The following is a 23,216-nucleotide window of genomic DNA, read 5'->3' as shown; positions in this document are numbered from 1 at the left end:
CCATCTGTCTAGCCTTGTGTCGACGGGGTTGTGATGAGTTCCGCGCCGATCCTGGAAACCACGGCGGGCGACCCGGAACGGCCGCGCCATGTCGCGATCATCATGGACGGCAACGGTCGCTGGGCGAAACGGCACCACCAGCCGCGGCTGTTCGGGCATAAAGCGGGGGTGGAGGCGGTGCGCCGGGTCAGCCGCGCCGCGCGCGAACTGGGGATCGAGGCGCTGACCCTGTATGCCTTTTCCTCGGAAAACTGGCGCCGGCCCGAACAGGAGGTGCGCGACCTGATGGGGCTGCTGCGCCACTTCATCCGGTCGGACCTGGCCGAACTGGTGCGCGAGAACGTGCGGCTGCGGGTGATCGGCGACTATCGGCGCTTTTCGGCGGATGTCGCCGACCTGGTCGACGATGCGGTGGCGCGCACCGCCGGCAATACGGGGTCGCTGCTGGCGATCGCGCTCAATTACGGATCGCGGGCCGAGATTGCCAATGCCGCGCGCGAACTGGCCCGCCGCGTGCGAGACGACGGACTTCAGCCCGAGCAGATCGACGCACCAGCGATCGAGGCATTGCTGGAGACGCGCGACCTGCCGCCGCTCGACCTGCTGATCCGCACGTCGGGCGAACAGCGCCTGTCCAATTTCCTGCTGTGGCAGGCGGCCTATGCCGAGCTGCTGTTCGTCGATACCCTTTGGCCCGATTTCGACGCCGCGACGTTGCGGGAAGCGATTGCCGCCTTCGGCCGCCGCCAGCGCCGCTTCGGAGGGTTGTGACCGAACCCGCCGCGCCGTGGCGCCCGCCCGAACTGCTCGTCAGGACGCTGGTCGCGCTGGGGCTGATCGCGACCGCGCTGATCGCGGTGCTGATCGGGGGGTGGGTATTCTGGCTGGTCGTCTCGCTGCTCGCTTTGTTCATGCTGGGCGAGTGGGCGCAGATCGTCGACGCGTCCCCGCGGCGTCGGCAACTTGCGCTGCTGACACTCGTCGTGCCGCTGACGATCATGTCGCCCGCCGGCGCCGGGCCGGGGTTCTTCGCGCTGGGCCTGGTGTTCGGCGCGGCGTTCTTCGTCGTGATCGTCTCGCGCCTGCCGTGGCTGGCGGCGGGCATCCTTTATGTCGGCATTCCGGTGCTGGCCTTGCTCCTGATCCGCCGCATGCCCGAATACGGGTTGCTCTACGCCCTGTGGACGCTGGCGCTGGTATGGATGTGCGACATTGGCGCCTATTTCGCCGGGCGGGCCTTTGGCGGCGTGCGCCTGGCGCCGGTGATCAGCCCCAACAAGACCTGGGCCGGGCTGGTAGGCGGGGTGGTGCTGGCCTCGCTGTTCGCCCTTTTCCTGCATAATATGTTCGGACTGGCGATGCGGCTGACGCTGGCGACGCCGGTACTCGCGCTGATCGCGCAGGGCGGCGACCTGTTCGAAAGCTGGCTGAAGCGACGCGCGGGGCGCAAGGACAGCGGGACCTTGTTCCCGGGCCACGGCGGCGTGCTCGACCGGCTCGACGGGCTGGTGCCGGTGGCGCCGGCGGCGGCGTTCCTGGCGGTTGTCGTGCCAAAGCTCTACGGCCTTTTATAGTGAGGACGGTTACCATCCTGGGCGCCACCGGGTCGATCGGCACCTCGACGCTCGACCTGATCGAGCGTGCACCCGACCAGTTTCGGGTGAAGGCGCTGACCGCCAATGGCGACGTGGCCGGCCTGGCGGCGGCGGCGCGGCGGACCGGGGCCGAATGGGCGGTCGTTGCCGACGCGACCTGCGTCGAGCCGCTGCGCGCCGCCTTGTCGGGCACCCGGACCCGCGTGGCGGGCGGGGCGCAGGCGGTGTGCGACGCGGCGCGATCGGGTGCCGACTGGACGATGGCGGCGATCGTCGGCTGTGCCGGCCTGGCCCCGGTGATGGCGGCGATCGAGAGCGGTAGCACGGTCGTGCTCGCCAACAAGGAGCCGCTGGTCTCCGCCGGCGACGTGATCGTCGCCGCGGCCAAGCGCCACGGCGCGACGTTGCTGCCCGCCGATTCAGAGCATAATGCGATCTTCCAGTGTTTCGACGCGAGCCGTCCGGCGCGCGTTCGGCGGATCGTGCTTACCGCCAGCGGCGGGCCGTTTCGCACGTGGCGCCGCGAGCAGATGCGCAGCGTCACCCCCGAACAGGCCGTCGCCCATCCCAATTGGTCGATGGGCGCAAAGATTTCGGTCGATTCGGCGACGATGATGAACAAGGGGCTGGAATTGATCGAGGCGGCGCGGCTGTTCCCCGTTGCGCCGGAACGGATCGAGATCATCATCCACCGCCAGTCGGTGATCCACTCGATGGTCGAATATGTCGACGGGTCGGTGCTGGCGCAACTCGGCCCGTCCGACATGCGGGTGCCGATCGCGCACTGCCTGGCATGGCCCGACCGGATGGCGACGCCCATGCCCAGCCTGGACTTCGCCGCGCTCGCCCGGCTGGATTTCGAGGCGCCCGACGAGGAGCGCTTCCCGGCGCTGGCGCTGGCGCGGCAGGCCCTGCGCGACGGCGGCGCCCGCCCCGCGATCCTGAACGCCGCCAACGAGGTGGCGGTGGCGGCGTTTCTCGCCCGGGGCATCGGCTTCCTCGAAATTGCCGCAATCGTCGCCGATACGCTTGCGGCCTACGATCCGCCGTCGCCGGTGACGGTGGACGATGTTCTGGCGATCGATGCGCAGGCGCGTATGATGGCGGGCGAGCGGGCAAGGGCCTGCGTGTGAAGGATGGCGTGATTTGATCCAGACTCCCGGCCTGTTGCTAACCCTGGGCGCCTTTGCGCTGATGCTGGGTCCGCTGGTCTTCTTCCACGAGCTCGGCCATTACCTTGCCGGCCGGTGGTTCGGCATCAAGGCCGACGTCTTTTCGATCGGTTTCGGGCGCGAGCTGGCCGGCTGGACCGATCGCCGGGGCACACGGTGGAAGCTGAGCGCCTTGCCGCTGGGGGGTTATGTGAAGTTTGCCGGGGACATGAACCCGGCAAGCCAGCCCGACCCGGCCTGGCTCGAACTGCCCCCCGCCGAACGCGCGCGGACGTTCCAGGCCAAGCCGCTATGGCAACGCGCGATCGTCGTCGCGGCGGGTCCGATCGCCAATTTCCTGCTCGCCTTCCTCATCCTGCTCGGCTTCGCGATGGCGTTTGGCCAGGACCGGACGCCGACCCTCATCGGATCGGTGATGAAGGGGAGTGCTGCGGCCAAGGCCGGGCTGAAACCCGGCGATCGCATTACCGCTCTGGGCGGCCGTCCGGTCGACACGTTCGAGGACATGATCTTCTACATCCAGGGTCGTGCCGGCGAGGCAGTGACTGTGGATATCGTGCGCGCCGGGGCAGCCACCGCGGTGCAGGCGACGATCGGCCGCGAACACGTCAAGGACCGCTTCGGCAACGAGGGCGATATCGGCCTGCTGGGGGTCGGCCCCGTCGCGCCGGTGCTGCAACGGGTCGGCATAATCGAAGCACCGGGCGTCGCGGCGCGCAAGGTCGGCGATCTGGTGCGGATGACCGCCGAGAACCTGACGCAGCTGATCAGCGGCCAGCGCTCGATCAAGGAAATGGGCGGGGCGATCCGCATCGCCAAGATTTCCGGCGAACAGATGAGCCTGGGCTGGGTCAACTTTGTCGGGCTGGTCGCGCTGATCTCGATTAATCTGGGATTCATCAACTTGTTGCCAGTGCCGATGCTGGATGGTGGTCACCTGTTCTTTTACGCGATCGAGGCGGTACGGAGGCGGCCGGTGACCCCGCAAATCCAGGAATGGGCGTTTCGCGGCGGGTTGGCCGCGATCCTGGCGCTCACCCTGGTGGTGACGTTCAACGATCTGGGCGCGATCGGCTTGTGGAAGCAGGTTTCGGGGCTGCTCGGCCCGGGTTGAACGACCGCCTTGGTTAGGGCAGGGCAAGCGCGCTCTTTTTTGATGACGATGAATACGGCAATTCATGCCGCTGGGGTTGGATGGTGACAGCGATCAACGGTTCGAAATCCGGTCTGCGGGCCGTTGCGTTGCTGGCGGGCACGATGCTGTCGGGCGTACCGCTCGCTCATGCCCAGTCAGCGCCGGCACCGAGCCCTGCTCCTGCTGCCGCCCCCGCGCCGGCGCCGCAGCGCGTGATCCGCACCCTCAGGGTCGAAGGCGCGCAGCGCATCGAACCCGAGACCGTGCTGTCCTACACCAAGCTCAGAACTGGCCAGGCCTATACCAACGAGACGCTTGACCAGGCGCTTCGTGACCTCTTGGCGAGCGACCTGTTCGCCGATGTCTCGATCGCCGGTGTCGAAGGCGGCGACATCGTCATCCGCATCCGCGAGAACCCGATCATCAACCGTGTGGTGCTGGAGGGCAACAAGTCCCTGAAGTCGGACAAGATCACCAAGGAGATCAAGCTGGCTCCGCGCCAGATCTTCACCCGCACCGCGGTGCGCCAGGACGTCGCCCGGATCATCGAGCTCTATCGTCGCCAGGGCCGCTTCGCCGCGCGGATCGAGCCCAAGATGGTCAATCTCGACCAGAACCGCGTCGATATCGTTTTCGAGATCGACGAGGGCCCCAAGTCCAAGGTCCGCGCGATCAACATCATCGGCAACCAGGTGTTCAACGACGACAAGCTGCGCGAACAGATGGTCACCAAACAGGCACGGCTGTTCCGCTTCTTCTCGTCGGCGACCAGCTACGACCAGGACCGGCTGGCCTATGACCAGCAGAAACTGCGCCAATTCTACCTGACCGAAGGCTATGCCGACTTCCGCGTGACGTCGGCGGTGGCCGAACTGACACCCGACAAGAAGGACTTCATCATCACCTACGTGGTGGAGGAAGGACCGCGCTACAAATTCGGCGACGTCACCGTCGACAGCGACATCCGTGATTTCGACAACAAGGCGCTGGCCGCCAACCTGCCGGTCAAGAAGGGCGATTGGTACGATGCGAAGAAGGTCGAGGATTCGGTCGACGGCCTGAACGAGACGGCCGGGCTGTTCGGCTATGCCTTTTCCGACGTCAGCCCCGATTTTCAGCGCGACCCCGAAACGCTGACGATGTCGATCAACTTCCACATCGCCGAAGCCAAGCGGACCTATGTCGAGCGCGTCGAGATCACCGGCAACCGCGCGACCCAGGACAAGGTGATCCGCCGCGAAATCCGCCTGGCCGAAGGGGACGCGTTCAACAGCTTCCAGGTCAAGCGCAGCCAGGATCGCATCAACTCGCTAGGATTCTTCCAGGACAAGCTGGAAATCAAGCAGACGCCGGGGTCGGCCCCCGACCGCGTCGTTCTGGAAACCAATGTCGAGGAAAAGGCGACAGGCGAACTGTCGCTGTCGGCCGGCTATTCCAGCCTCGAGCGGTTCATCATCCAGGCCGGCATCACCCAGCGCAACTTTCGTGGCAAGGGCCAGGCATTGCGCGCCAACGTCGATTATTCGGTTTATTCCAAGTCGGTCCAGCTGGGTTTTACCGAACCATATTTGTTCGACAAGAATATCGCATTGGGCATCGACATCTTCCGCCGCGACTATAATTCGTTCAATTATGTCGGCGATCAGCGCCAGACCACTTACTCGCAGGTATCGACGGGCTTCCAGATCCGCAGCGGCGTGCCGCTTACCGAATATTGGTCGCTGGCGGGCCGCTACGGGCTCAGCTATGACGAGGTGGGGCTGGACACCGGCACGTATTTCACTGGCGGTACCTGCGATCCGTTGAAGGCGGGGCGGTATCTGTGCGAGGCGATCGGCAACCGCGCGACCTCGTCGCTGGGGGCGTCGCTCATCTACGACAGCCTCAACAGCCGGCTGCGCCCGACCGCGGGCCAGCGACTGGTCGCGAGCGTCGACTTTGCCGGATTGGGCGGCGACGTGCGCTATCTGCGCGGTCGCCTGGAAGGCGCCAAATATTGGAACCTGGGCAAGGGGTGGATCTTCTCGGTCAGCGGCGAGGGCGGCTATATCAAGTCGCTCGAAAAAAGCCGCGGGCCGGGCATCGATCCGGTGCGCATTACCGACCGCTTCTATCTCGGTGAACCCCAAATCCGCGGCTTCGACATTCGCGGCGTCGGGCCACGCGTCCAGCGCGTTCCCTACACTACCAATGATGCCGGCGATCAGATCCTGGTGACCGACAAGAACCAGATCGTCGACGACGCGCTGGGCGGCCGGGCTTATTACCTGGTGCGCTTTGAATTGCAGCCGCCCTTGGGGGGCGGCGCGCGCGAACTGGGGCTGCGGCCGTCGATCTTCGTCGACGTCGGCGCGGTATTCGGCATCACGCGTCCGCTCCCCACCGCGACTTTCCCGACCAGCGTCGATCCGACGACGGGCAAGGTCACCGTGCTGCCGATCACCCAGTCCGTCCTCGATACGTCGGGCAATCCGCTGTACATCGTGCCCAGCGACGACGCGACCAATCCGGGCGCGGTGACGACGTGCATGACCGGTTATTCGGCCACCCTGGGCGGAACGTGCGCCGGCGGGTCGGTCAATACCGCCTATACCACGTCGATCGCTCCCTTCGCCGAACGCTTCCTGGGCAACACGCCCAAGCCGCGAATCTCGATCGGCTTCGGCGTGAACTGGAATTCGCCGTTCGGGCCGTTGCGCATCGATATTGCCAAGGCGCTGCTTTCCGCGCCCGGCGACGACAAGAAACTCATTACCTTCAACGTAGGGACACAGTTCTGATGACCAGCAAGATCAAGCTTTTGTCGGCAGGCGCGGTGGCGGCCATCGCGGCGGTCGCCGTCACTCCTGCGGCCCATGCCCAGACCGTCGCGATCGCCGATCCCGAACAGGCGGTGGTCAAGACCGCCGCCTTTACCTCCGCGACCGCGACGATCCAGGCAACCTACAAGACCCAGCTGGCGACCGCCGATTCGGCGCGCAAGGAGGTCGAGCCGCTGCTCGCCGCGCTTGACACCAACAAGGACGGCCAGCTGAGCCAGCCGGAGCTGGCCGCCGCGCAGGCCGCCAATAACCCGTCGCTGGCCACCATCCAGGCCAAGCAGACCCAGATCCAGACCGCCGAGGCGCCCGCCGCCCGCGCCCAGCAATATGTGCTCGAGCAGATTTCGGCCAAGCTGCCCCAGGCCGTCCAGTCGGTGATCGCGGCCCGGAAGATCAGCATGATCCTGCGCCCGCAGGCGGCGATCTTTGCCGATCAGACCGCCGACATCACCGGCGCCATCACGACCGAGCTCAACAAGCTGGTCCCGACGGTCAGTGCGACGCCGCCAGCCGGGTGGCAGCCGGGCCAGGCCGGCGCGGCGGGCGCGGCCGCAGGGACGCCGGCGCCGGCCGCGGGCGGCAAGAAGCCGTCCGGGCGGTGAGCGACGCGCCGGCGACGGCGTCCGTTCCCGCCACCGCGGCTATTTCGTTCGACAGTGCGCGGGTGATGGCGGCGCTGCCGCATCGTTATCCGATGCTGTTGGTCGACCGGGTCGAGGAACTGATCCCGGACCGGTCGATCGTGGCGATCAAGGCAGTGACGATCAACGAAGGCTTTTTCGCGGGCCATTTTCCCGGCCGCCCGATCATGCCGGGCGTGCTGATCGTCGAGGCGCTGGCGCAGGCCGCGGGCGTCCTGGCGGTGGAAAGCCTGGGGCTCGCCGGATCCGGCAAGCTGGTCTATTTCATGGCGATCGACGAGGCGAAATTCCGGAAGCCGGTCGAACCAGGGGTGCTGCTCCGCCTTGAAGTCGAGTTCGTCCAGAAGCGCGCGAGCGTCTGCAAGTTCGCCGGCAGGGCGCTGGTCGACGGCAAGATCGCGGCGCAGGCTAATTTCACCGCGATGATCGCCGATCCGCCGAGCGGGTGAGCTATGGACGGTCTGGCTGCCTTCGGTCTGCTCGCGGTCAGCTTCACGCTCGTCTGCTACATGCTGGAGGAGCGGGCGCGCTGGTGGACGCTGGGGTTCGCCGGCGGTTGCCTGATGAGTTCCACTTATGGCTTTCTCCAGGGCGCATGGCCGTTCGGGATCGTCGAGGCGATCTGGACGATCGTCGCGATCGGCCGGTGGCGCCGGCGGACTGCCTGGGCGACATTGCCTTGACGAGATTGCTCTGCTAGGCGCCGCGCCTTCGCTGCTGGTCGGAAACCAGCGGTCTGGATCAAGGATGGCGACGTGAAGCAGGATACGCACCCCGATTATCACATGATCAAGGTCCAGATGACCGACGGCACCGTGTACGAGACGCGGTCGACCTGGGGCAAGGAAGGCGACCTGATGACCCTCGAGATCGATCCGCTGGCGCATCCGGCCTGGACCGGTGGCAAGGGTACGATGCTGGACGCGGGCGGCCAGGTGGCACGCTTTAACAAGCGCTTCGGCGGACTGACGCTCGGCAGGAAATAGCGGCGGAAGGCGCGTTGCCGATGACGCGCCCGCCAGCGGCATTGCGGAATCGGTCGTTCGAATATGACACTTGACTGGGCGACTGGCATCCTGCTGGCGGCGCTGGCACAAAACCTGATCGTTGCCGTCGCCGTTCTTTCGATGCGTTCGGGCCGCTCATCGGATTGGCGGCTCGCCGCCTTGCTGTGTGTGCTTGCCGGCAAGACCACGCCCTATATTTTTGGCTGGCGCGGCCATGTCGAGGCGCCGGACTGGCTTGCGCTCTTCCCGCTCAACGCGCCGCTGGCGGTCGGACCGCTGCTCTACGCTTATGTGTTCGCGCGAACCATGGGCAAAGGCCCGCGCCGGGAATGGCTTCACTTCATACCGGCGCTGCTGGAACTCGGCTATTGCTGTGGCTGCCTTTTGCTGCCGGCGACGATCCGCCACGAATGGAAGGAGACGGGACACGACCATCGGGTCAAGCCGGCGCTCGAACTCGCGTTCGTCATTTCGCTGTTCTGCTACACGATATCGTCGCTGCGGCTCATGCGCCGCCTGCGCTTGCGGCTGGTTCAGGAGCGGAGCGACGCGGATCGCCATGCGATGGCATTGCTGTCGGCCACGTTCGCGCTGCTGTTCGTGACGGCGGTCGCCTACGCCGGCATCTTCTTCTATTCGAACTGGATCGCCGAGCTGGACATCGGACCCTTCTTTCTGTGGCTCGCGCTGGTCTCCATGGGGCTTGCGCTGGAGGGCTGGCGCGCGACGGCAATGCCTCTGCTGCCCGCGCCGATTGCTCCACCCGCCTTGCCCGAGCGCAAGGCGCACGACTGGCCGGCGCTGGGCAGACGATGGCGGGATCGGACGGACGACGCGCGCTGGTGGTGCGAGCCCGATCTCAGCCTGGCGGATCTGTCTCGGCGGCTCGGTGTCAATTCCACTTACCTCTCGCGCGCGATCAACGAGGGGCTGGGCGTCAACTTCAACGAACTCATCAACGGCATGCGCGCCGACGAAGTCGCGCGGCGGATCGACGCCGGCGACGGGAGCGACCTGCTGGAACTGGCGTTCGCGGCGGGCTTCAGCTCGAAGGCGACCTTCAACCGTGCCTTCCACGCCAGGTTCGGCGTCAGTCCGAGCGCCTATCGGCGGCGTCTCAAATGTTGAATTCGAGAGGCTGCGAGTGAAGCCGGGGCTCGCTTCCCTGGTGGCGACGGGAAGTTCCCGCAGCCGGCGGCTTGTCCGAAACGCTAGGCCCCCGCGAGCGCGCGTTCCAGCTGCCGATCGATCCCGCCCGCGATCTGCTCCCGCGTGACGGGCAGCAGCACGTCGGGCGTCACGCCCTGATCCGGCTGGGGCGAGGTCGGGAACAGCCCGATCAGCGGCAGGTCCATCTCCAGGCCGGTCCCGGGCAGACGCAGGAAGTAGAAGCAGCCGCCGTTGATGCCGCGCCGGTTGCCGCCGGTCGGCTCGCCGATCAATGTCGCGAGCCGCTCGCGCTGGACGAGATCGGCGAACTGGTATGTCGCCGAGCTGTTCTGCGGGCCGATAAGCACCTCGACCTTGCCGGTATACCGCGTGCCCCTGGGTTCGATGATCGTCGTGCCCCAGTCCGGCCCGACCAGCTCGTCGAACCGCGCGTCATATGGGCGGGCGGCATCCTTCCAGTCGTCCCAGCTGTGATCCCAGGTGTCGAGATGCGGCAGGAGATCGCTCGGCACACGCCGGTAACGGACGAGCCGGCGGACCCGCTCGGAGGGGACGGGTTTCCCGATCAGGCGCGAGACGAGCAGGTTGCCGCAGTCCTCGCCGCCCTCGTTGCCGCGCAGGTCGACGACCAGCCGGGGGACCTTGTCGAGCACCAGCCGGTCGATCGCGGCATCGAGCCAGCCCTTCCAATCCCATTTGCTGTCGTAGACGGCCCAGTTCGGCATCGTGAGAAGGGCGGCGTCGCCGCGCCGCTCGATCGTCCACAACGCCTTGTCGCCGCTCGCGTCGGCGGCCGCGCCCATGTGCGCTCGCCGCTCGGCAAGCGAAATCGCCTCGACCGTCGCCGCCCGGCGTCGCCCGTCCGGGTCGACGACCGACAGCCGGTAGCGCGTTTTTCCGCCGAACATCAGCGAGAAGAAGACGTCGAAGCTTTCGTACCGGTCTTCGCCCTGCATGGACATCAGCCGGCGCCGCTTCGCGTCATTGTGACCATCGGCGCGCGCGACCGCCATCAGGCCGGCCAAGATCGCCCCCGCCGGTCGTCCATCGATGGCGGCGATCTCGCTGCCGCGCGCGATGCCGATGCCCATCGGATCGGCGGTCACGACCATCCGCTCGCCCAGCCAGAGGAACGCGAACGGCAGCCGGTCGGGCGCCTCGAACAATGCGCCGCGCACCGCCTTCGACTGGTTGTAGAAATTGGCGTAGCTGTGCCCGCACCGCACCGTGGCGAGGAACCGCGACAGCGTCAGGTAGAAGTGCGGCAGCGTCATCGGACGCGATGCCGCCGCCGCCAGCGCCTCGAACCGGGCGGCGCTCGCCGCCGGCGAAGTGTAGCGCAGCAGGCCGGGATGCAGCGTCTCGTAGGCGCGCCGCAGCAGCCCGACGTCGGCGCGCATCGCGGTCGGCGACAGGAGCGCCGGACCCGCTGCGTCGGCATGCCGCGCGGTGAGGGCGGCCGCCACGGCGGCGGCGCCGCCGATGACGGCGCGGCGGGACGGGTCTGGGAAACGGATCATGGCGGCTCCGGGCTTGCCCGGATGCCTTGGCCCGATCCCGCGGCGGCGTCGTCCCAAATGCCGTCAGCCGACCGATTTACCGGACGTGAGACGCCGGCCCCCGGCGCCGCGCGCTCGGCGCCATGTCACGTCGTCGCAGCGCATCGCGGTCGATCCACGCCCAGATTCGTACCGGCGGCGGCTCAAATTCCGGATTTCGGCGAGCGTGGGTGAATCTGACGCTCGCAAGCCAGGTGCATATGCGATGGGCCGTCATCCACAGCAACAAGAGAGGTTCGATGACCCGTACGATCATTTGCTCCGTCGCCGCGCTTGCCATGCTCGCCACATCCCCTGCCGCCGCCCGGACCAGGCCGCTACCCTCACAGGCCGCAATCGACGCCCAGATCGCCGCGGCGATGCAAGCGACCGGCGCGCGCAGCGTCGCGGTGGCGGTGATCGACCATGGCCGCGTCCTGTGGGTCAAGCCCTATGGCGTACGCAACAAGGACGGCGCGCCGCTGACCGACACGAGCATCATGTACGGCGCGTCGCTGACCAAGGCGGTGTTCGGGTATCTGGTGCTGAAGCTGGTCGACGCCGGCAAGATAGACCTCGACACGCCGATCGAGCGGTACCTGCCCAAGCCGCTGTCGGCCTATACAGACGAGACGATGGTGAAGAAATACGGCGACTTCTCGCTCGTCGCCGCCGATCCGCGCTGGCACCGGCTGACCCCGCGCATCCTGCTCAACCACGCGTCGGGCTTCGTCAACACCACGCCGGACGAACCCGATTTCAAGCTGCGGTTTCATTTCGATCCGGGGACGCACTACGCCTATTCGGGGATGGGGCTGCTGCTGCTCCAGCTCGTCATCGAGCAGGGCATCGGGCTCGACGTCGCGACCGAATTGCAGCGGCGCGTGTTCGACCCGCTCGGCATGAAGGACACCTCGCTGACCTGGCGCGAGGATTTCCAGGGCCGCGCGGCGAGCGGCTGGTCGCTGGACGGCGAAGCGCCGGGGCACGCGCGGCAATCGCGGGTTCGCGTGGCGGGATCGATGGATACGACGATCACCGACATGGCACGCTTCGCCGCGGCGATGGTGAGCGGCATGGGCCTGTTGCCACGCTCGCGCCGCGAGTTGACGCGCCCGCAACTGGCGATCACCAGCGCGAGCGAGTTTCCGACGCTTCAGCCCGAAGCCCCGCCGGCGAAACGCGTCAAGGGACTGGCCGTCGGCACCGCCGTGCTAACCTATGCCGGACCGCAGGGCCGGGTGTTTGAAAAGGGCGGGCACAACGACTTGACCGGCAACACGATCCTTTGCGTGGAGCGGGGGCAGCGCTGCGTCGTGATCCTGGGCGCGGACGTGCGGTTTGAGGCGGCGTTTCCCGCGATCACGCGCTTCATCCTGGGCGATACCGGCTTCCCCTGGGCGTGGGTCTATGGCGACATGAAGTTCTGGCGGCCGGACGTCTCGACACAAGGCTAGGTAGGAAAGCGCCCTTCACCTGTTGCGGACCCCTTACCGCCACCGGCCTAGGCACGGCGGCTGCTTGCGTGCCCAGCGTTATACCGAACTGGCGGAAGGGGTGGGATTCGAACCCACGGATGCTCGCGCATCGGCGGTTTTCAAGACCGCTGCAATCGACCACTCTGCCACCCTTCCCGGGCCCGGCATCGCCTTTGACCAGCGGCGACACTTTGTGCAAGCGGTGCGACGATCGGGGCTACATTGCCGGCGCGGGCTGTGCCAAGATACCGCATATGCGGTGGGCTGGATCGATCAGACAGGCGTTGGCGGCGTCAGCATTGCTGCTCCTCGCCTGTACCGGTATTGCCCGCGCGCAGAGCGAGGCCGGGTTCCAGGCCTACCTCCGGACGCTGCGCGAGCGCGCCATTGGCGAGGGCGTGCGGCCGCAGACGGTCGATGCGGTGCTTACGGGCATGACACTCAATCAGCGGGTGGTCGAGCTCGACGGCGGTCAGCCGGGCAGCAATCCCAATACCGCGCCGCCACTGTTCGCGCCCTATCGCATCAGCCATGTCGACGCCTCGCGGATCGGCCGCGGACGCGCCAAATACCTGGCCGAACGACCCCGCCTGCAACGCATCGAGAACGAAACGGGTGTGCCCGAATCGATCATGGTCGCGATCTGGGGGCACGAGACCAATTACGGCTCGGTGATGGGCAGTTTCGACCTGCCGCGCGCGCTTGCCAGCCTGGCTTATGACGGCCGGCGTCGCGAGTTGTTTGCCGGCGAGTTCGTTGCCGCGCTGAAGATGATCGATCGCGGCGTCCCGCGTGAACGGCTGGTCGGCAGCTGGGCAGGGGCGACGGGGGGGCCGCAATTCCTGCCGTCTGTGTATTTGCGGCTGGCGCGCGACGGCGATGGCGACGGTCGCGCGGATATCTGGACCAGCGATGCCGACACGCTGGCGTCGATCGGCAATTACTTCGCCAATGCCGGCTGGCGGCGGGGCGAGCCATGGGGCGTGGCGGTCGCCGTGCCGCCCGGGTTTGATCGCACCGGGATCACCAACCGATTGCTGTCGCCGCGCTGCCCCAAAGTGTTCGAGCGGCACAGCGCGTGGCGGACGGTCGGCGAATGGCGGCGGCTGGGGATCATGCCCGCCGGCCGCGCCTGGCCCGCCGATAATGTGCTGGCGACGCTGATCGAGCCCGACGGCCCGGGCAAGACCGCCTATCTTTTGACTGGAAATTATCGGGTGATCCTGGATTACAATTGCTCCAATTTCTATGCATTGAGCGTGGGGCTGCTGGCGGATGCGGTGGAGCAATAGGCGCGCGCCGGCGCTGATCCTGGCGCTGGTCCCGGCACTGGCGGCGTGCAGCGGCCGAACTGCCGACGTCGTGCCACCGGCGGCAATCGCTGCGTCGCAGCCCGTCCTATCCGACCAGGCCGGCCGCACCCCGGATCTGCCCCCCGCATCCGACGACGGACCGCCCGCGGCGTCCGGGCCGGCGGGAACGTCGGGCGGCGCGGACCGCTATGACGAGGTCGGGCTGGCCGGCTGGTATGGCGAGGAGCTGGCCGGCAAGCCCACCGCATCGGGGTCGCCGTTCGATCCGGCGGCGATGACAGCGGCACACCGCACGCTGCCGCTGGGCGCCTTTGCCGAGGTTACCGCGCTGGATAGCGGGCGGACGATCCTGGTCGAGATCACCGATCGCGGGCCCGGCCGGCGCGACCGGGTGATCGACCTGTCGCGCGGCGCCGCTCAGGCGCTGGGGCTGGATGCGGTCGCGGTGGCGGGGGTGCGCGTGCGGCGCGTGACGCCTGCCGCCGCCGACCAGGCGGCGATCCGCAGCGGTCGGGCGGCGGCGTCCCGGCTCGACACCCCGCCCGCGTTGCTCGCCGGGCTGCGCGCGCAATTGCCAAAGACGGGAGTGCCGCCGGCGCCGGGACCCGCCGCACCACCGACGAAAATCAGGGCGCCCGCCGCAGCCGGATCGGGCTATTTCGTTCAGGTCGCCGCTTTCTCCAGCCGGGATCGCGCCGCCGCGCTGGCGCGCGTGTTGGGCGCGAGGATGATAGCCGCTGGCAAGGTCTATCGCGTGCGCCTGGGGCCGTTCGCCACCATCGCCCTGGCCGCACAAGCGCGTGACGCGGTCGCCGCGCGGGGCTATGGCGATGCCCGTGTCGTCCGGGAGGACTGACGTCACGCCAAATTATGGACCCGCGTTGAATGAAAAAGCTGATTGCCGCTGCCACGATCATTCTGGCGCCGGCCGCCCCCGCGCTTGCCGCCCCCGAATTTCAGACCGCCGCGCCGGTCGCCTATATGGAGGATCTGTCGTCCAACGCGATCCTCTATGCCAAGGATGCCGATCGCCGGATGCCGCCCGCCTCGATGGCCAAGATGATGACCGTCTATGTCGTCTTCTCGATGATCAAGAAGGGCGAGCTGAAGGCCAGCCAGACCTATGTCGTCCAGCCCGCGACCTGGCGCACATGGCATTCGCAAGGCTCGACAATGTTCCTCGCGGCCAATGAGTCGGTCAGCGTCGACAACCTCCTGAAGGGCATCGTCACGCTGTCGGGCAACGACGCCTGCGTCGTCCTGGCGGAGGGTATTTCGGGCACCGAACAGGCGTTTGCCGAGCGGATGAATGCCGAAGCGCGGCGGCTGGGGCTGAGCAACAGCCATTTCGGCAATTCGAACGGCTGGCCCGACCAGGGGGTCACCTATGTCACCGCGCGCGACCTGGCGACGCTGGCCAAGGCGACGATCCGCGACTTCCCCGACCTCTACAAGCGTTACTACGCGCTGCCGAGCTTTACCTGGGGCAAGCAATTGGGCAGCGGGGCGGCGATCGACCAGGCCAATCGCGATCCGCTGCTGGGCAATGTCGCGGGTGCCGACGGGCTGAAGACCGGGCATACCGACGAGGCCGGCTACAGCTTTACCGGTTCGGCGATCCAGAACGGCCGGCGGCTCGTCATCGTGCTGGCCGGATTGGACAGCTTCAACGGCCGCAAGGAAGAATCGATCAAGTTCATGAACTGGGGCTTCCGCGCCTGGGCGTTGAAGCCGATCGTCGGCAAGGGCAGGCTGGTGGCGACCGCCGACGTCCAGCTGGGATCGGCGGGCAGCGTCGGGCTGGTGGCGCCCGAACCGCTGACCGTGACCGTTCCCGCCGGCAGCAATCCCGAGCTGCGCGCGACCATAATCTATGACGGTCCGCTGAAGGCGCCGATCAAGGCCGGGCAGCATCTGGCCGACCTGGTCGTCACCGCCCCAGGGATGGCGCCGCAACGGATGGCGCTGGTGGCCGACAAGGATGTCGGCGAGGCGGGGTTCTTCGGCCGCGTCTGGACCGGGTTCCTCCAGCTGTTCGGCGGCTGAACCCGGCGTGGCGCGCGGACGGTTCGTCTCGATCGAGGGCGGCGAGGGCGCGGGCAAGTCGACCCAGGTCCGCCGCCTCGCCACGACGCTGGCGGCGCGGGGGATCGAGGCGATCGTCACGCGCGAACCCGGCGGCAGCGAAGGGGCGGAGGCGATCCGGGCGCTGCTGATGCAGGGCGCGATCAACCGCTGGAGCGCGCATGGCGAGACGCTGCTGTTCGCCGCCGCACGCGCCGACCATGTCGAAAAGGTGATCCAGCCGGCACTGGGCATCGGCCGGTGGGTATTGTGCGACCGCTTCATCGATTCGACGCGCGCCTATCAGGGCGTGGCCGGCGGTATCGACGATGCTGCGATCCTGGCGCTGCACGCTTTCGGGTCGCGCGGGTTGCTGCCCGACCGGACGTTGGTGCTCGACGTGCCGCGCGCGGTGGGCGCGGCGCGGGCGCTGGCACGCGACGGGGGGGCGGGGGATCGCTTCGCGGTGCGGGGGACCGTCTTTCACGATGATGTCGCCGCCGCCTTCCGACGGTTCGCTTCAGCCGAGCCGGATCGCGTGCGGATGATCGACGCCGGCCGCGACGTCGACACGGTTACCGCGGCGTTGCTGGCCGAACTGGCCGACCTGCTGCCATGATCCGGCTGTTCGGCCACGCCCAGGCGCAGGCGGCGTTCGCCTCGGCGATGGCCGGCGGATCGCTGCACCACGCCTGGCTGCTCGGCGGCCCCGAGGGAGTCGGCAAGGCCAGCTTTGCGTTGCGCGCGGCGCGGCGGCTGCTGGCGGCCGGGATGGGCCAGCCGGCCGAGGATTTCGACGTGCCGCCGGGCGACCGCGTCCACGCGCTGATCGACCAGGGCGCGCACGCCGACCTGCGCGTGCTGCAACGGCTGGTCAGCGAGGATCGCAAGGGCGAGCGCAAGACCGCGCGCGGCATCTCGGTCGACCAGGTGCGGACGCTCGATCCGTTCCTGGGTACCAAGCCGACCTATTCGCCGCGCCGGGTGATCATCGTCGATTCGGCCGACGTGCTCGAACGCGGCGCGGCCAATGCGCTGCTCAAGAACCTCGAGGAGCCGCCGCCCGACACGACGTTCCTGCTCGTCAGTCACGCCCCGGGCCGCTTGTTGCCGACGATCCGGTCGCGGTGCCGGCTGCTGCGTTTCGGGCGGCTCGACGAGGCCGAGATGCGCGGCCTGCTTGCCCAGGCGCTGCCGGAGGCGCCCGCCGTCGAGATCGACGACCTGGTCGCGGCGGGCAACGGATCGCCGGGGCGGGCGCTGGGATTTGCGGGGCTCGACGTCGCCGGGCTCGACCGCGCGCTGGAGGACATGGCGCGCGGCGACCCGACCAATGCGGTACGCGCCGAACTGGCGCGGACATTGTCGCTCAAGGCCGCGGTGCCGCGCTATGAGGCGTTCCTCGACCGCGCGCCGAGCTTCATCGCCGCGCACGCCGCGCAACGTCGGGGAGAGGCGCTGCGCGTCGCGCTCGACGCGCATGACGATGCCCGGGCCTTGTCGGCCAGCGCGCTGCGGCTCAGCCTGGATGCGCAGGGCACGGTGTTCGAGATGGGCGGGATCGTCGCCCGGCTGGCCAGGGCGGCCTGAGCCTTCAACTCGGGGCGGCATTGTTCTAGGGCAGGATACATGGCCGAGCCGTTCTACGTCACCACCGCGATCAGCTATCCCAACGGGCGGCCGCATATCGGGCATGCCTATGAGGCGATCGCCGCCGACGCCATCGCGCGGTTCCAGCGACAGGCCGGGCGCGACGTGCTGTTCCAGACGGGCACCGACGAACACGGGCTGAAGATGGTCCAGGCGGCACGCGAGCGGGGCATGGAAACGCGCGCTTTGGCCGACGAGATGTCGGCGCTGTTCAAGGCGATGGATGACCGGCTCGACATATCCTATGACCGCTTCATCCGCACCGTGGAGCCCGCGCACCATACCGCGTCGGTCGCGATCTGGGAGGCGATGGCGGCGACCGGCGATCTCTATCCCGATCGCTATGAGGGCTGGTATTCGGTTCGCGACGAAGCCTTTTACGACGAGAAGGAACTGATCGATGGCGAGGGGGGCGAAAAGCTGTCGCCCCAGGGCACGCCCGTCGACTGGACCGCAGAGGAAACCTGGTTCTTCCGCCTGTCGAAATACCGGCAACCACTGCTCGATCATTACGCCGCGCACCCCGGGTTCATCCGTCCGGACGCCCGCCGCAACGAAGTGCTTCGGTTCGTCGAGGGGGGGCTGAGCGACCTGTCGGTATCGCGGACCAGCTTTGACTGGGGGGTGAAGGTGCCGGGCAGCCCGGGGCACGTAATGTACGTGTGGGTCGACGCGCTGACCAATTACCTGACCGGCGCGGGCTATCCCGCCGATCGCGCGGCGATGGCACGGCACTGGCCCGCCGACCTGCACCTGATCGGCAAGGACATCGTCCGCTTCCACGCCGTCTACTGGCCGGCCTTCCTGATGTCGGCGGGGCTGGCGCTGCCGAAGACGGTGTTCGGCCACGGTTTCCTGCTTCACCGCGGTGAAAAGATGTCGAAGAGCATCGGCAACGTCGTCGACCCGATCGCTCTGGCGGATGCCTTCGGGGTAGATGCGCTGCGCTATTTCCTGCTGCGTGAGGTCAGTTTCGGGCAGGACGGCAGCTATTCGGCCGAGGCGATCGTGACGCGGGTCAATGCCGAACTGGCCAACGCCTTCGGCAATCTGGCGCAGCGCACCTTGTCGTTCATCGCCAAGAATTGCGACGGCGTGGTGCCCACCGACGGCACGCCCGAACCCGCCGACGCCGCGTTGCTGGCGTCCATTGCCGCGACCGGCGACGAGTTCCGCGCGCTGTTCGCCGATTTGGCGCTCAGCCAGGCGGTCGAGGCGTGGCTGCGCGGGGTATTTGCGGGCAACGCCTATATCGACGTCCAGGCGCCCTGGGCGCTGCGCAAGACCGATCCGGCGCGGATGAACGCGGTGCTGGCAACGTTGGTGCGGGCGATCCGCGACCTGGCGATCCTGATCCTGCCGGTCATTCCCGGGGCCGCGGGCAAGGTGCTCGACCAGCTCGGTGCCGGCGCGCGCGACCATGCCGCGCTGGGGCTTGGCGACCTGCCGGCAAGGATCTCGCCGCCGTCGCCGATCTTTCCGCGGCTGGACGCGCCAGTCGCCGACGCGGTATCATGAAACTCGCTGACAGCCATTGCCACCTCGATTATCCCGGGGTGGCCGAGCAGCAGGACGAGGTGCTTGCCCGTGCCCGCGAGTGCGGCGTGGCGGCGATGCTCAACATCGCCACGCGCGAGAGCGAATGGGACAAGGTGCTGGCCACCGCCGAGCGCGAGCCCGACGTCTGGGCGACGGTCGGCATCCACCCGCACGAGGCCGACGACCACGGACATGTCGACACCGCGCGACTGGTCGAGCGCGCGCGGCACCGGCGGGTGGTCGGGATCGGCGAGAGCGGGCTCGATTACCATTACGATCATTCCGACCGCGCGCGCCAGCAAGCGAGCTTTCGCGCGCACATCGCCGCCGCGCGCCGGACCGGCTTGCCGATCGTGGTCCATACTCGCGATGCCGAGGACGATACCGCGGCGATCCTGTACGACGAGATGGCGGCCGGCGCCTTTGCCGGCGTGATCCATTGCTTCACCTCAAGCGGCGCATTCGCCGACCGCGCCTTGGCGATGGGCCTGTACATCTCGATTTCCGGCATCGTCACCTTCCGCAACGCCCGCGACCTGCAGGAGACCGCCGCCCGCGTGCCGATCGATCGCCTGCTGATCGAGACCGACGCGCCGTTCCTGGCGCCGGTGCCGCATCGCGGGCGCACGGGGGAGCCGGCGTTCGTCGCCGACACCTGCCGCTTCCTGGCCGGCCTGCGCGGCGTGGAGCCCGACCTGCTCGCCGAGGCGACGCGCGCCAACTTCCACACCCTCTTTGCCAGGACGCGCGCGTGAGGATCACGATCCTGGGATCGGGGACGTCGTCGGGCGTACCGCGCGTGGGCAACGACTGGGGCGCATGCAATTCCCGGGACGCGCGCAACCGCCGCCGGCGCGCGTCGGCACTGGTCGAGACCGCGACCACGCGCATCCTGATCGATACCGGGCCGGACCTGCGCGAACAGCTGCTCGATGCCGGGGTCGACCGCGTCGACGCGGTGATCTGGACCCATGCCCATGCCGACCATGTCCACGGCATCGACGACCTGCGCCAGCTCTACCATGCGATGGGCGGTCCGGTCCGCTGCCTCGCGCGCGCGCCGACGCTGGGGGCGCTGATCCATCGCTTCGATTATGCGTTCGCCGGTCGCGGTCCCTATCCGCCGATCATTACCGGCGAGATACTGCCCGACCGGCTGGTGATCGGCGACATCGCGATCGGCGTGGTCGACCAGCCGCATGCCGAGATCAATTCGGCCGGGTTGCGGTTCGACGGCGAGGACGGCGCGATCGGTTACGCGACCGATTTCAACGTCATGACCGACGGCATGCGCGGCCTCTATCGCGGGCTCGACCTGTTGGTGGTGGATTGCCTGCGCCGCGAGCCGCATCCCTCGCACCCGACGCTCGCCCAGGCACTGGGCTGGATCGCCGACCTGGCGCCCGGCCGGGCGGCGCTGACCCATCTCGACCAGTCGATGGACTATGCCGCGCTGCTGGCCGAGCTGCCCGCCAACGTCGTGCCGGCGCATGACGGGCTGCGGATGACGGCGCGGCAGCGATGACCAAGTTCGTCGTGATCGACGGCGGCGAGGTGCTGATGTACGCGCTGCTGCTGATCCTGCCGCTGTCGGCGCTGGCGACGCGGCGCGTGCCGCTGGCCAGGGTGGCGCTGATGGCGTTCGCCTGGGCGGGCATCTTCGCGGTCGCGCTGCTGATGGTGGCGCTGGTCGAACGCGCCGACTGGCTGACCGGGGGTATCCATGACCTGTTCTATGGCCGCGACCAGATCGTGACCGTCGGCGAGGTGCGCATCGCGATGCGTGACGACGGCCATTTCTGGGTCAAAGTCCAGATCAACGGCGTCGAACGCATGATGCTGGTCGACAGCGGTGCAACGGTCACTGCGCTATCGGTGGCAACCGCCCAGGCGGCATCGCTCGACCTTGACGAATCGCTGGTCGATGCGGTTATTCAGACCGCCAACGGCGCGGTCACGGGTCGGCGCACGACGGTCGCGAAGCTGAGGATCGGGGCTAAGTCGCTCATCGGCCGCCAGCCTCCAGCAGGCGGCGCGGCGCGACCATTTCCCAGCTGATCGAGATCCGCTCCTCAATCCGGTCCCAGTCGGTGGCATCGCCGCTTAGTTCCATGGCGACCCAGCCCGCCGGCCCCAGATAGGGCGGGACGTGGTAGAAATCGGGGTCCATTTCGACCAGCATCGCCTGCTCCTCGCGGCCGGTGGTCTTGACCATCACCGCGTCGTGCCCGTCATCGTGGTGGTTGTGCCAGACATAGGCATAGACGCGCCCCTTCTCGATGAAAAAGGCCGGCGCACCATGCGACAGCTTCTCGGCCGCGTCGGGATAGGCCATGCAGATCGCGCGGACACGGGCCAGATCGGACTCGAAGTCGGGACTCATCGCGCCGCGAACTCTGCCAGAATGCGCGGATAAAGGCGATGCTCCTCGATCAGCACGCGCGCCGCCAGCGTGTCGGGCGTATCGCCCGCCAGGATCGGGACGCGCGCCTGGCCCAGCACCGCCCCGCCGTCGAGCTCCTCGGTCACGACATGGACTGAACATCCCGCCTCGGCATCGCCGGCGGCGATCGCCCGGGCGTGCGTGTCGAGGCCCTTGTAGAGCGGCAGCAGCGAGGGATGGATGTTGACGATCCGCCCGCGCCACGCCGCGACGAACGTGTCGGACAGCAGCCGCATATAGCCGGCAAGCGCGACGATCTCGGCGCCTGCCTTGCGCAACGCGGCGTCAAGCGCGGTTTCATAAGCGGGCTTACCGATGCCATGGGGAGAGCGCGCCCAGGTCGCGAGATCATGGTCGCGCGCCCAGGCCAGGCCGGGGGCGTCTGGCCGGTCGGAGGCGACGAGCGACACCGCATAGGCGGCCCCCGCCGCCGCCACGATCGCCCGCATGTTCGACCCGCGCCCGGAAAGGAGGATGGCGACCTTCTTCAACGGCGTGGGTCAGGCATCATGCGTGGCCGACCACGGCCCGCGTCCGCCCCAGGTCTTGGTCGATCCCGCCACCGTGCACCCGCGCCGCGCCGTCACGATCGCGCCGATCCGGAACACCTCCTCGCCGGCGGCCGCCAGCGCGGCCGTCACCGTTTCCGCCATTTCGGCCGCGACCATCACCACCATGCCGATGCCGCAGTTGAACGTCCGCGCCATCTCGCCCGGCTCGATCGCGCCCTGCGCCTGGAAAAACGCCATCAGCCGCGGCTGGGGCCAGGCATCGGCGTCGATCATCGCGTGCGCGCCGGCGGGCAGCACGCGCGGGATGTTCTCCAGCAGGCCGCCGCCGGTGATGTGCGCCAGGCCCTTGATCGCGCCGGTCGCGATGATCGGCAGCAGGCTTTTCACGTAGATCCGCGTCGGCGCCATCAGCGCCTCGATCAGCAGCGTGTCCGGATCGAACAGAGCGGGGCGATCAAGCCTCCAGCCCCGGTCCGCGGCCAGCCGGCGGACCAGCGAATAGCCGTTCGAATGGACGCCGGACGAGGCGAGCCCGAGGATCACGTCGCCCGCCGCGATGCCGGCGCCGGTCAGCACGCGGTCCCGCTCGACCGCGCCGACGCAGAAACCGGCCAGGTCATAGTCGCCGGGTGCGTACATGCCCGGCATCTCCGCGGTCTCGCCCCCGATCAGCGCGCAGCCGGCGATCCGGCAACCCTCGGCGATGCCCGCGACCACCCGCTCGGCGATGGCCGTGTCGAGCGTGCCGGTCGCATAATAATCGAGGAAGAACAGCGGCTCGGCGCCCTGGACGATCAAATCGTTGGCGCACATCGCGACCAGATCGATGCCGACGCCGTCATGCCGCCCGCTGTCGATCGCAAGCTTCAGCTTGGTGCCGACGCCGTCATTCGCGGCGACCAGTAACGGATCGACGAACCCGGCCGCCTTCAGGTCGAAAAAGCCGCCGAACCCGCCCAGCTCGGCGTCGGCGCCGGCGCGTCGGGTCGCCCTTGCCAACGGTCCGATCGCGCGGACCAGCGCGTTGCCCGCCGCGATCGACACGCCCGCTTGCGCATAGGTATACGGATCGGTTGCGCTCATCGACCGCTGCGTAGTCACATCGCGCTTGGATTTCCACGCTTGCTTCGCCAAAGA

Annotated in this window: 24 protein-coding genes and 1 tRNA gene; 20 read left to right on the top strand and 5 right to left on the bottom strand. The window is 68.0% G+C overall.

Annotation, left to right across the window (positions count from 1 at the left end; all coding sequences use genetic code 11):
* The first annotated feature begins 33 nt into the window (after positions 1-33).
* From ACFE7K_RS01490 to ACFE7K_RS01445, 10 genes are all read left to right on the top strand, one after another.
* Entirely contained in the window at positions 34-771 is a 738-nt protein-coding gene (locus tag ACFE7K_RS01490; protein ID WP_375396378.1) for an isoprenyl transferase, read from the top strand.
* Positions 768-1,574, top strand: a complete 807-nt coding sequence (locus ACFE7K_RS01485; RefSeq protein ID WP_375396377.1) for a phosphatidate cytidylyltransferase — start codon at positions 768-770, stop codon at positions 1,572-1,574. Before ACFE7K_RS01490 ends, ACFE7K_RS01485 begins: the two co-directional genes overlap by 4 nt.
* The gene (locus tag ACFE7K_RS01480) at positions 1,574-2,728 is read left to right on the top strand and encodes a 1-deoxy-D-xylulose-5-phosphate reductoisomerase (RefSeq protein ID WP_375396376.1); all 1,155 of its coding nucleotides are present in this window, start codon (positions 1,574-1,576) and stop codon (positions 2,726-2,728) included. Before ACFE7K_RS01485 ends, ACFE7K_RS01480 begins: the two co-directional genes overlap by 1 nt.
* Positions 2,729-2,741: 13 nt before the next feature.
* Positions 2,742-3,881, top strand: coding sequence for an RIP metalloprotease RseP (rseP, locus tag ACFE7K_RS01475; protein WP_375396375.1), 1,140 nt, complete (start codon positions 2,742-2,744; stop codon positions 3,879-3,881).
* An 80-nt stretch (positions 3,882-3,961) separates the two neighbouring features.
* Positions 3,962-6,682: an outer membrane protein assembly factor BamA gene (gene bamA / locus ACFE7K_RS01470; protein WP_375396374.1), complete on the top strand. Its 2,721-nt coding sequence runs from the start codon at positions 3,962-3,964 to the stop codon at positions 6,680-6,682.
* Positions 6,682-7,326, top strand: coding sequence for an OmpH family outer membrane protein (locus ACFE7K_RS01465; protein WP_375396373.1), 645 nt, complete (start codon positions 6,682-6,684; stop codon positions 7,324-7,326). Before bamA ends, ACFE7K_RS01465 begins: the two co-directional genes overlap by 1 nt.
* Positions 7,327-7,391: 65 nt before the next feature.
* A complete protein-coding gene (gene fabZ, locus ACFE7K_RS01460; RefSeq protein ID WP_375396421.1) occupies positions 7,392-7,814 on the top strand; it encodes a 3-hydroxyacyl-ACP dehydratase FabZ in 423 nt (140 codons plus the stop codon).
* Between the two features lie 3 nt (positions 7,815-7,817).
* Positions 7,818-8,048: a hypothetical protein gene (locus ACFE7K_RS01455; RefSeq protein WP_375396372.1), complete on the top strand. Its 231-nt coding sequence runs from the start codon at positions 7,818-7,820 to the stop codon at positions 8,046-8,048.
* A gap of 72 nt (positions 8,049-8,120) precedes the next feature.
* Complete coding sequence (rpmE, locus tag ACFE7K_RS01450; protein WP_375396371.1) at positions 8,121-8,351, top strand: 50S ribosomal protein L31; 231 nt, start codon at positions 8,121-8,123, stop codon at positions 8,349-8,351.
* A 63-nt stretch (positions 8,352-8,414) separates the two neighbouring features.
* Entirely contained in the window at positions 8,415-9,500 is a 1,086-nt protein-coding gene (locus tag ACFE7K_RS01445; protein ID WP_375396370.1) for a helix-turn-helix domain-containing protein, read from the top strand.
* 83 nt (positions 9,501-9,583) lie between these two features.
* On the opposite strand, the gene ACFE7K_RS01440 is transcribed toward ACFE7K_RS01445, so the two are convergent.
* Positions 9,584-11,062, bottom strand: coding sequence for a S41 family peptidase (locus ACFE7K_RS01440; protein WP_375396369.1), 1,479 nt, complete (start codon positions 11,060-11,062; stop codon positions 9,584-9,586).
* Between the two features lie 278 nt (positions 11,063-11,340).
* On the opposite strand from ACFE7K_RS01440, the gene ACFE7K_RS01435 reads away from it, so the two are divergent.
* Positions 11,341-12,537, top strand: a complete 1,197-nt coding sequence (locus ACFE7K_RS01435) for a serine hydrolase domain-containing protein (protein WP_375396368.1) — start codon at positions 11,341-11,343, stop codon at positions 12,535-12,537.
* Between the two features lie 89 nt (positions 12,538-12,626).
* Here the strand turns inward: ACFE7K_RS01435 and ACFE7K_RS01430 are convergent.
* Positions 12,627-12,714, bottom strand: a tRNA-Ser gene (locus ACFE7K_RS01430).
* Positions 12,715-12,812: 98 nt separating this feature from the next.
* Here ACFE7K_RS01430 and ACFE7K_RS01425 point away from each other — a divergent pair.
* The 9 genes from ACFE7K_RS01425 to ACFE7K_RS01385 are packed head-to-tail and all read left to right on the top strand — an operon-like array spanning position 12,813 to position 21,182.
* Positions 12,813-13,850, top strand: coding sequence for a lytic transglycosylase domain-containing protein (locus tag ACFE7K_RS01425; RefSeq protein WP_375396367.1), 1,038 nt, complete (start codon positions 12,813-12,815; stop codon positions 13,848-13,850).
* Complete coding sequence (locus ACFE7K_RS01420) at positions 13,834-14,727, top strand: septal ring lytic transglycosylase RlpA family protein (RefSeq protein WP_375396366.1); 894 nt, start codon at positions 13,834-13,836, stop codon at positions 14,725-14,727. The genes ACFE7K_RS01425 and ACFE7K_RS01420 overlap by 17 nt, the downstream gene beginning before the upstream one ends.
* A gap of 29 nt (positions 14,728-14,756) precedes the next feature.
* Positions 14,757-15,917 carry a D-alanyl-D-alanine carboxypeptidase family protein gene (locus tag ACFE7K_RS01415; RefSeq protein ID WP_375396365.1) on the top strand — a complete coding sequence of 387 codons (1,161 nt, stop codon included), beginning with the start codon at positions 14,757-14,759 and terminating at the stop codon, positions 15,915-15,917.
* Between the two features lie 7 nt (positions 15,918-15,924).
* On the top strand, positions 15,925-16,554 hold the full coding sequence (gene tmk, locus ACFE7K_RS01410) for a dTMP kinase (RefSeq protein ID WP_375396364.1): 630 nt from the start codon (positions 15,925-15,927) through the stop codon (positions 16,552-16,554).
* A complete protein-coding gene (locus tag ACFE7K_RS01405; RefSeq protein WP_375396363.1) occupies positions 16,551-17,525 on the top strand; it encodes a DNA polymerase III subunit delta' in 975 nt (324 codons plus the stop codon). Before tmk ends, ACFE7K_RS01405 begins: the two co-directional genes overlap by 4 nt.
* A 39-nt stretch (positions 17,526-17,564) precedes the next feature.
* Positions 17,565-19,103, top strand: a complete 1,539-nt coding sequence (gene metG / locus ACFE7K_RS01400; protein WP_375396362.1) for a methionine--tRNA ligase — start codon at positions 17,565-17,567, stop codon at positions 19,101-19,103.
* Positions 19,100-19,879 carry a TatD family hydrolase gene (locus ACFE7K_RS01395; protein ID WP_375396361.1) on the top strand — a complete coding sequence of 260 codons (780 nt, stop codon included), beginning with the start codon at positions 19,100-19,102 and terminating at the stop codon, positions 19,877-19,879. The genes metG and ACFE7K_RS01395 overlap by 4 nt, the downstream gene beginning before the upstream one ends.
* Positions 19,876-20,649: an MBL fold metallo-hydrolase gene (locus ACFE7K_RS01390; protein ID WP_375396360.1), complete on the top strand. Its 774-nt coding sequence runs from the start codon at positions 19,876-19,878 to the stop codon at positions 20,647-20,649. Before ACFE7K_RS01395 ends, ACFE7K_RS01390 begins: the two co-directional genes overlap by 4 nt.
* The gene (locus ACFE7K_RS01385; RefSeq protein ID WP_375396359.1) at positions 20,646-21,182 is read left to right on the top strand and encodes a TIGR02281 family clan AA aspartic protease; all 537 of its coding nucleotides are present in this window, start codon (positions 20,646-20,648) and stop codon (positions 21,180-21,182) included. Before ACFE7K_RS01390 ends, ACFE7K_RS01385 begins: the two co-directional genes overlap by 4 nt.
* Here the strand turns inward: ACFE7K_RS01385 and ACFE7K_RS01380 are convergent.
* From ACFE7K_RS01380 to purM, 3 genes are read right to left on the bottom strand one after another with little or no spacing between them, the layout of a single operon-like run.
* Positions 21,130-21,507 carry an MmcQ/YjbR family DNA-binding protein gene (locus ACFE7K_RS01380; protein WP_375396358.1) on the bottom strand — a complete coding sequence of 126 codons (378 nt, stop codon included), beginning with the start codon at positions 21,505-21,507 and terminating at the stop codon, positions 21,130-21,132. The two genes, ACFE7K_RS01385 and ACFE7K_RS01380, sit on opposite strands and share 53 nt — an antisense overlap.
* Positions 21,504-22,016, bottom strand: coding sequence for a phosphoribosylglycinamide formyltransferase (gene purN / locus ACFE7K_RS01375; protein ID WP_375396420.1), 513 nt, complete (start codon positions 22,014-22,016; stop codon positions 21,504-21,506). The genes ACFE7K_RS01380 and purN overlap by 4 nt, the downstream gene beginning before the upstream one ends.
* Positions 22,017-22,067: 51 nt before the next feature.
* Complete coding sequence (gene purM / locus ACFE7K_RS01370) at positions 22,068-23,162, bottom strand: phosphoribosylformylglycinamidine cyclo-ligase (protein WP_375396357.1); 1,095 nt, start codon at positions 23,160-23,162, stop codon at positions 22,068-22,070.
* Positions 23,163-23,216 lie beyond the last annotated feature (54 nt).

This window comes from uncultured Sphingomonas sp. (assembly GCF_964244265.1).
Classification (GTDB): Bacteria; Pseudomonadota; Alphaproteobacteria; order Sphingomonadales; family Sphingomonadaceae; genus Sphingomonas.
The sequence above is the reverse complement of the archived record's forward strand: the minus strand, read 5'-3'. Positions and strand labels throughout refer to the sequence as shown.

What these genes read in the sequence shown, in the direction of transcription:
- ACFE7K_RS01490 (WP_375396378.1), top strand. Translation starts at nt 34, where the DNA reads ATGAGTTCCGCGCCGATCCTGGAAACCACGGCGGGCGACCCGGAACGG.
- bamA (WP_375396374.1), top strand. Translation starts at nt 3,962, where the DNA reads ATGGTGACAGCGATCAACGGTTCGAAATCCGGTCTGCGGGCCGTTGCG.
- ACFE7K_RS01465 (WP_375396373.1), top strand. Translation starts at nt 6,682, where the DNA reads ATGACCAGCAAGATCAAGCTTTTGTCGGCAGGCGCGGTGGCGGCCATC.
- fabZ (WP_375396421.1), top strand. Translation starts at nt 7,392, where the DNA reads ATGGCGGCGCTGCCGCATCGTTATCCGATGCTGTTGGTCGACCGGGTC.
- ACFE7K_RS01455 (WP_375396372.1), top strand. Translation starts at nt 7,818, where the DNA reads ATGGACGGTCTGGCTGCCTTCGGTCTGCTCGCGGTCAGCTTCACGCTC.
- ACFE7K_RS01445 (WP_375396370.1), top strand. Translation starts at nt 8,415, where the DNA reads ATGACACTTGACTGGGCGACTGGCATCCTGCTGGCGGCGCTGGCACAA.
- ACFE7K_RS01440 (WP_375396369.1), bottom strand. Translation starts at nt 11,062, where the DNA reads ATGATCCGTTTCCCAGACCCGTCCCGCCGCGCCGTCATCGGCGGCGCC.
- ACFE7K_RS01435 (WP_375396368.1), top strand. Translation starts at nt 11,341, where the DNA reads ATGACCCGTACGATCATTTGCTCCGTCGCCGCGCTTGCCATGCTCGCC.
- ACFE7K_RS01425 (WP_375396367.1), top strand. Translation starts at nt 12,813, where the DNA reads ATGCGGTGGGCTGGATCGATCAGACAGGCGTTGGCGGCGTCAGCATTG.
- ACFE7K_RS01420 (WP_375396366.1), top strand. Translation starts at nt 13,834, where the DNA reads ATGCGGTGGAGCAATAGGCGCGCGCCGGCGCTGATCCTGGCGCTGGTC.
- ACFE7K_RS01415 (WP_375396365.1), top strand. Translation starts at nt 14,757, where the DNA reads ATGAAAAAGCTGATTGCCGCTGCCACGATCATTCTGGCGCCGGCCGCC.
- ACFE7K_RS01405 (WP_375396363.1), top strand. Translation starts at nt 16,551, where the DNA reads ATGATCCGGCTGTTCGGCCACGCCCAGGCGCAGGCGGCGTTCGCCTCG.
- metG (WP_375396362.1), top strand. Translation starts at nt 17,565, where the DNA reads ATGGCCGAGCCGTTCTACGTCACCACCGCGATCAGCTATCCCAACGGG.
- ACFE7K_RS01395 (WP_375396361.1), top strand. Translation starts at nt 19,100, where the DNA reads ATGAAACTCGCTGACAGCCATTGCCACCTCGATTATCCCGGGGTGGCC.
- ACFE7K_RS01385 (WP_375396359.1), top strand. Translation starts at nt 20,646, where the DNA reads ATGACCAAGTTCGTCGTGATCGACGGCGGCGAGGTGCTGATGTACGCG.
- ACFE7K_RS01380 (WP_375396358.1), bottom strand. Translation starts at nt 21,507, where the DNA reads ATGAGTCCCGACTTCGAGTCCGATCTGGCCCGTGTCCGCGCGATCTGC.
- purN (WP_375396420.1), bottom strand. Translation starts at nt 22,016, where the DNA reads ATGCGGGCGATCGTGGCGGCGGCGGGGGCCGCCTATGCGGTGTCGCTC.
- purM (WP_375396357.1), bottom strand. Translation starts at nt 23,162, where the DNA reads ATGAGCGCAACCGATCCGTATACCTATGCGCAAGCGGGCGTGTCGATC.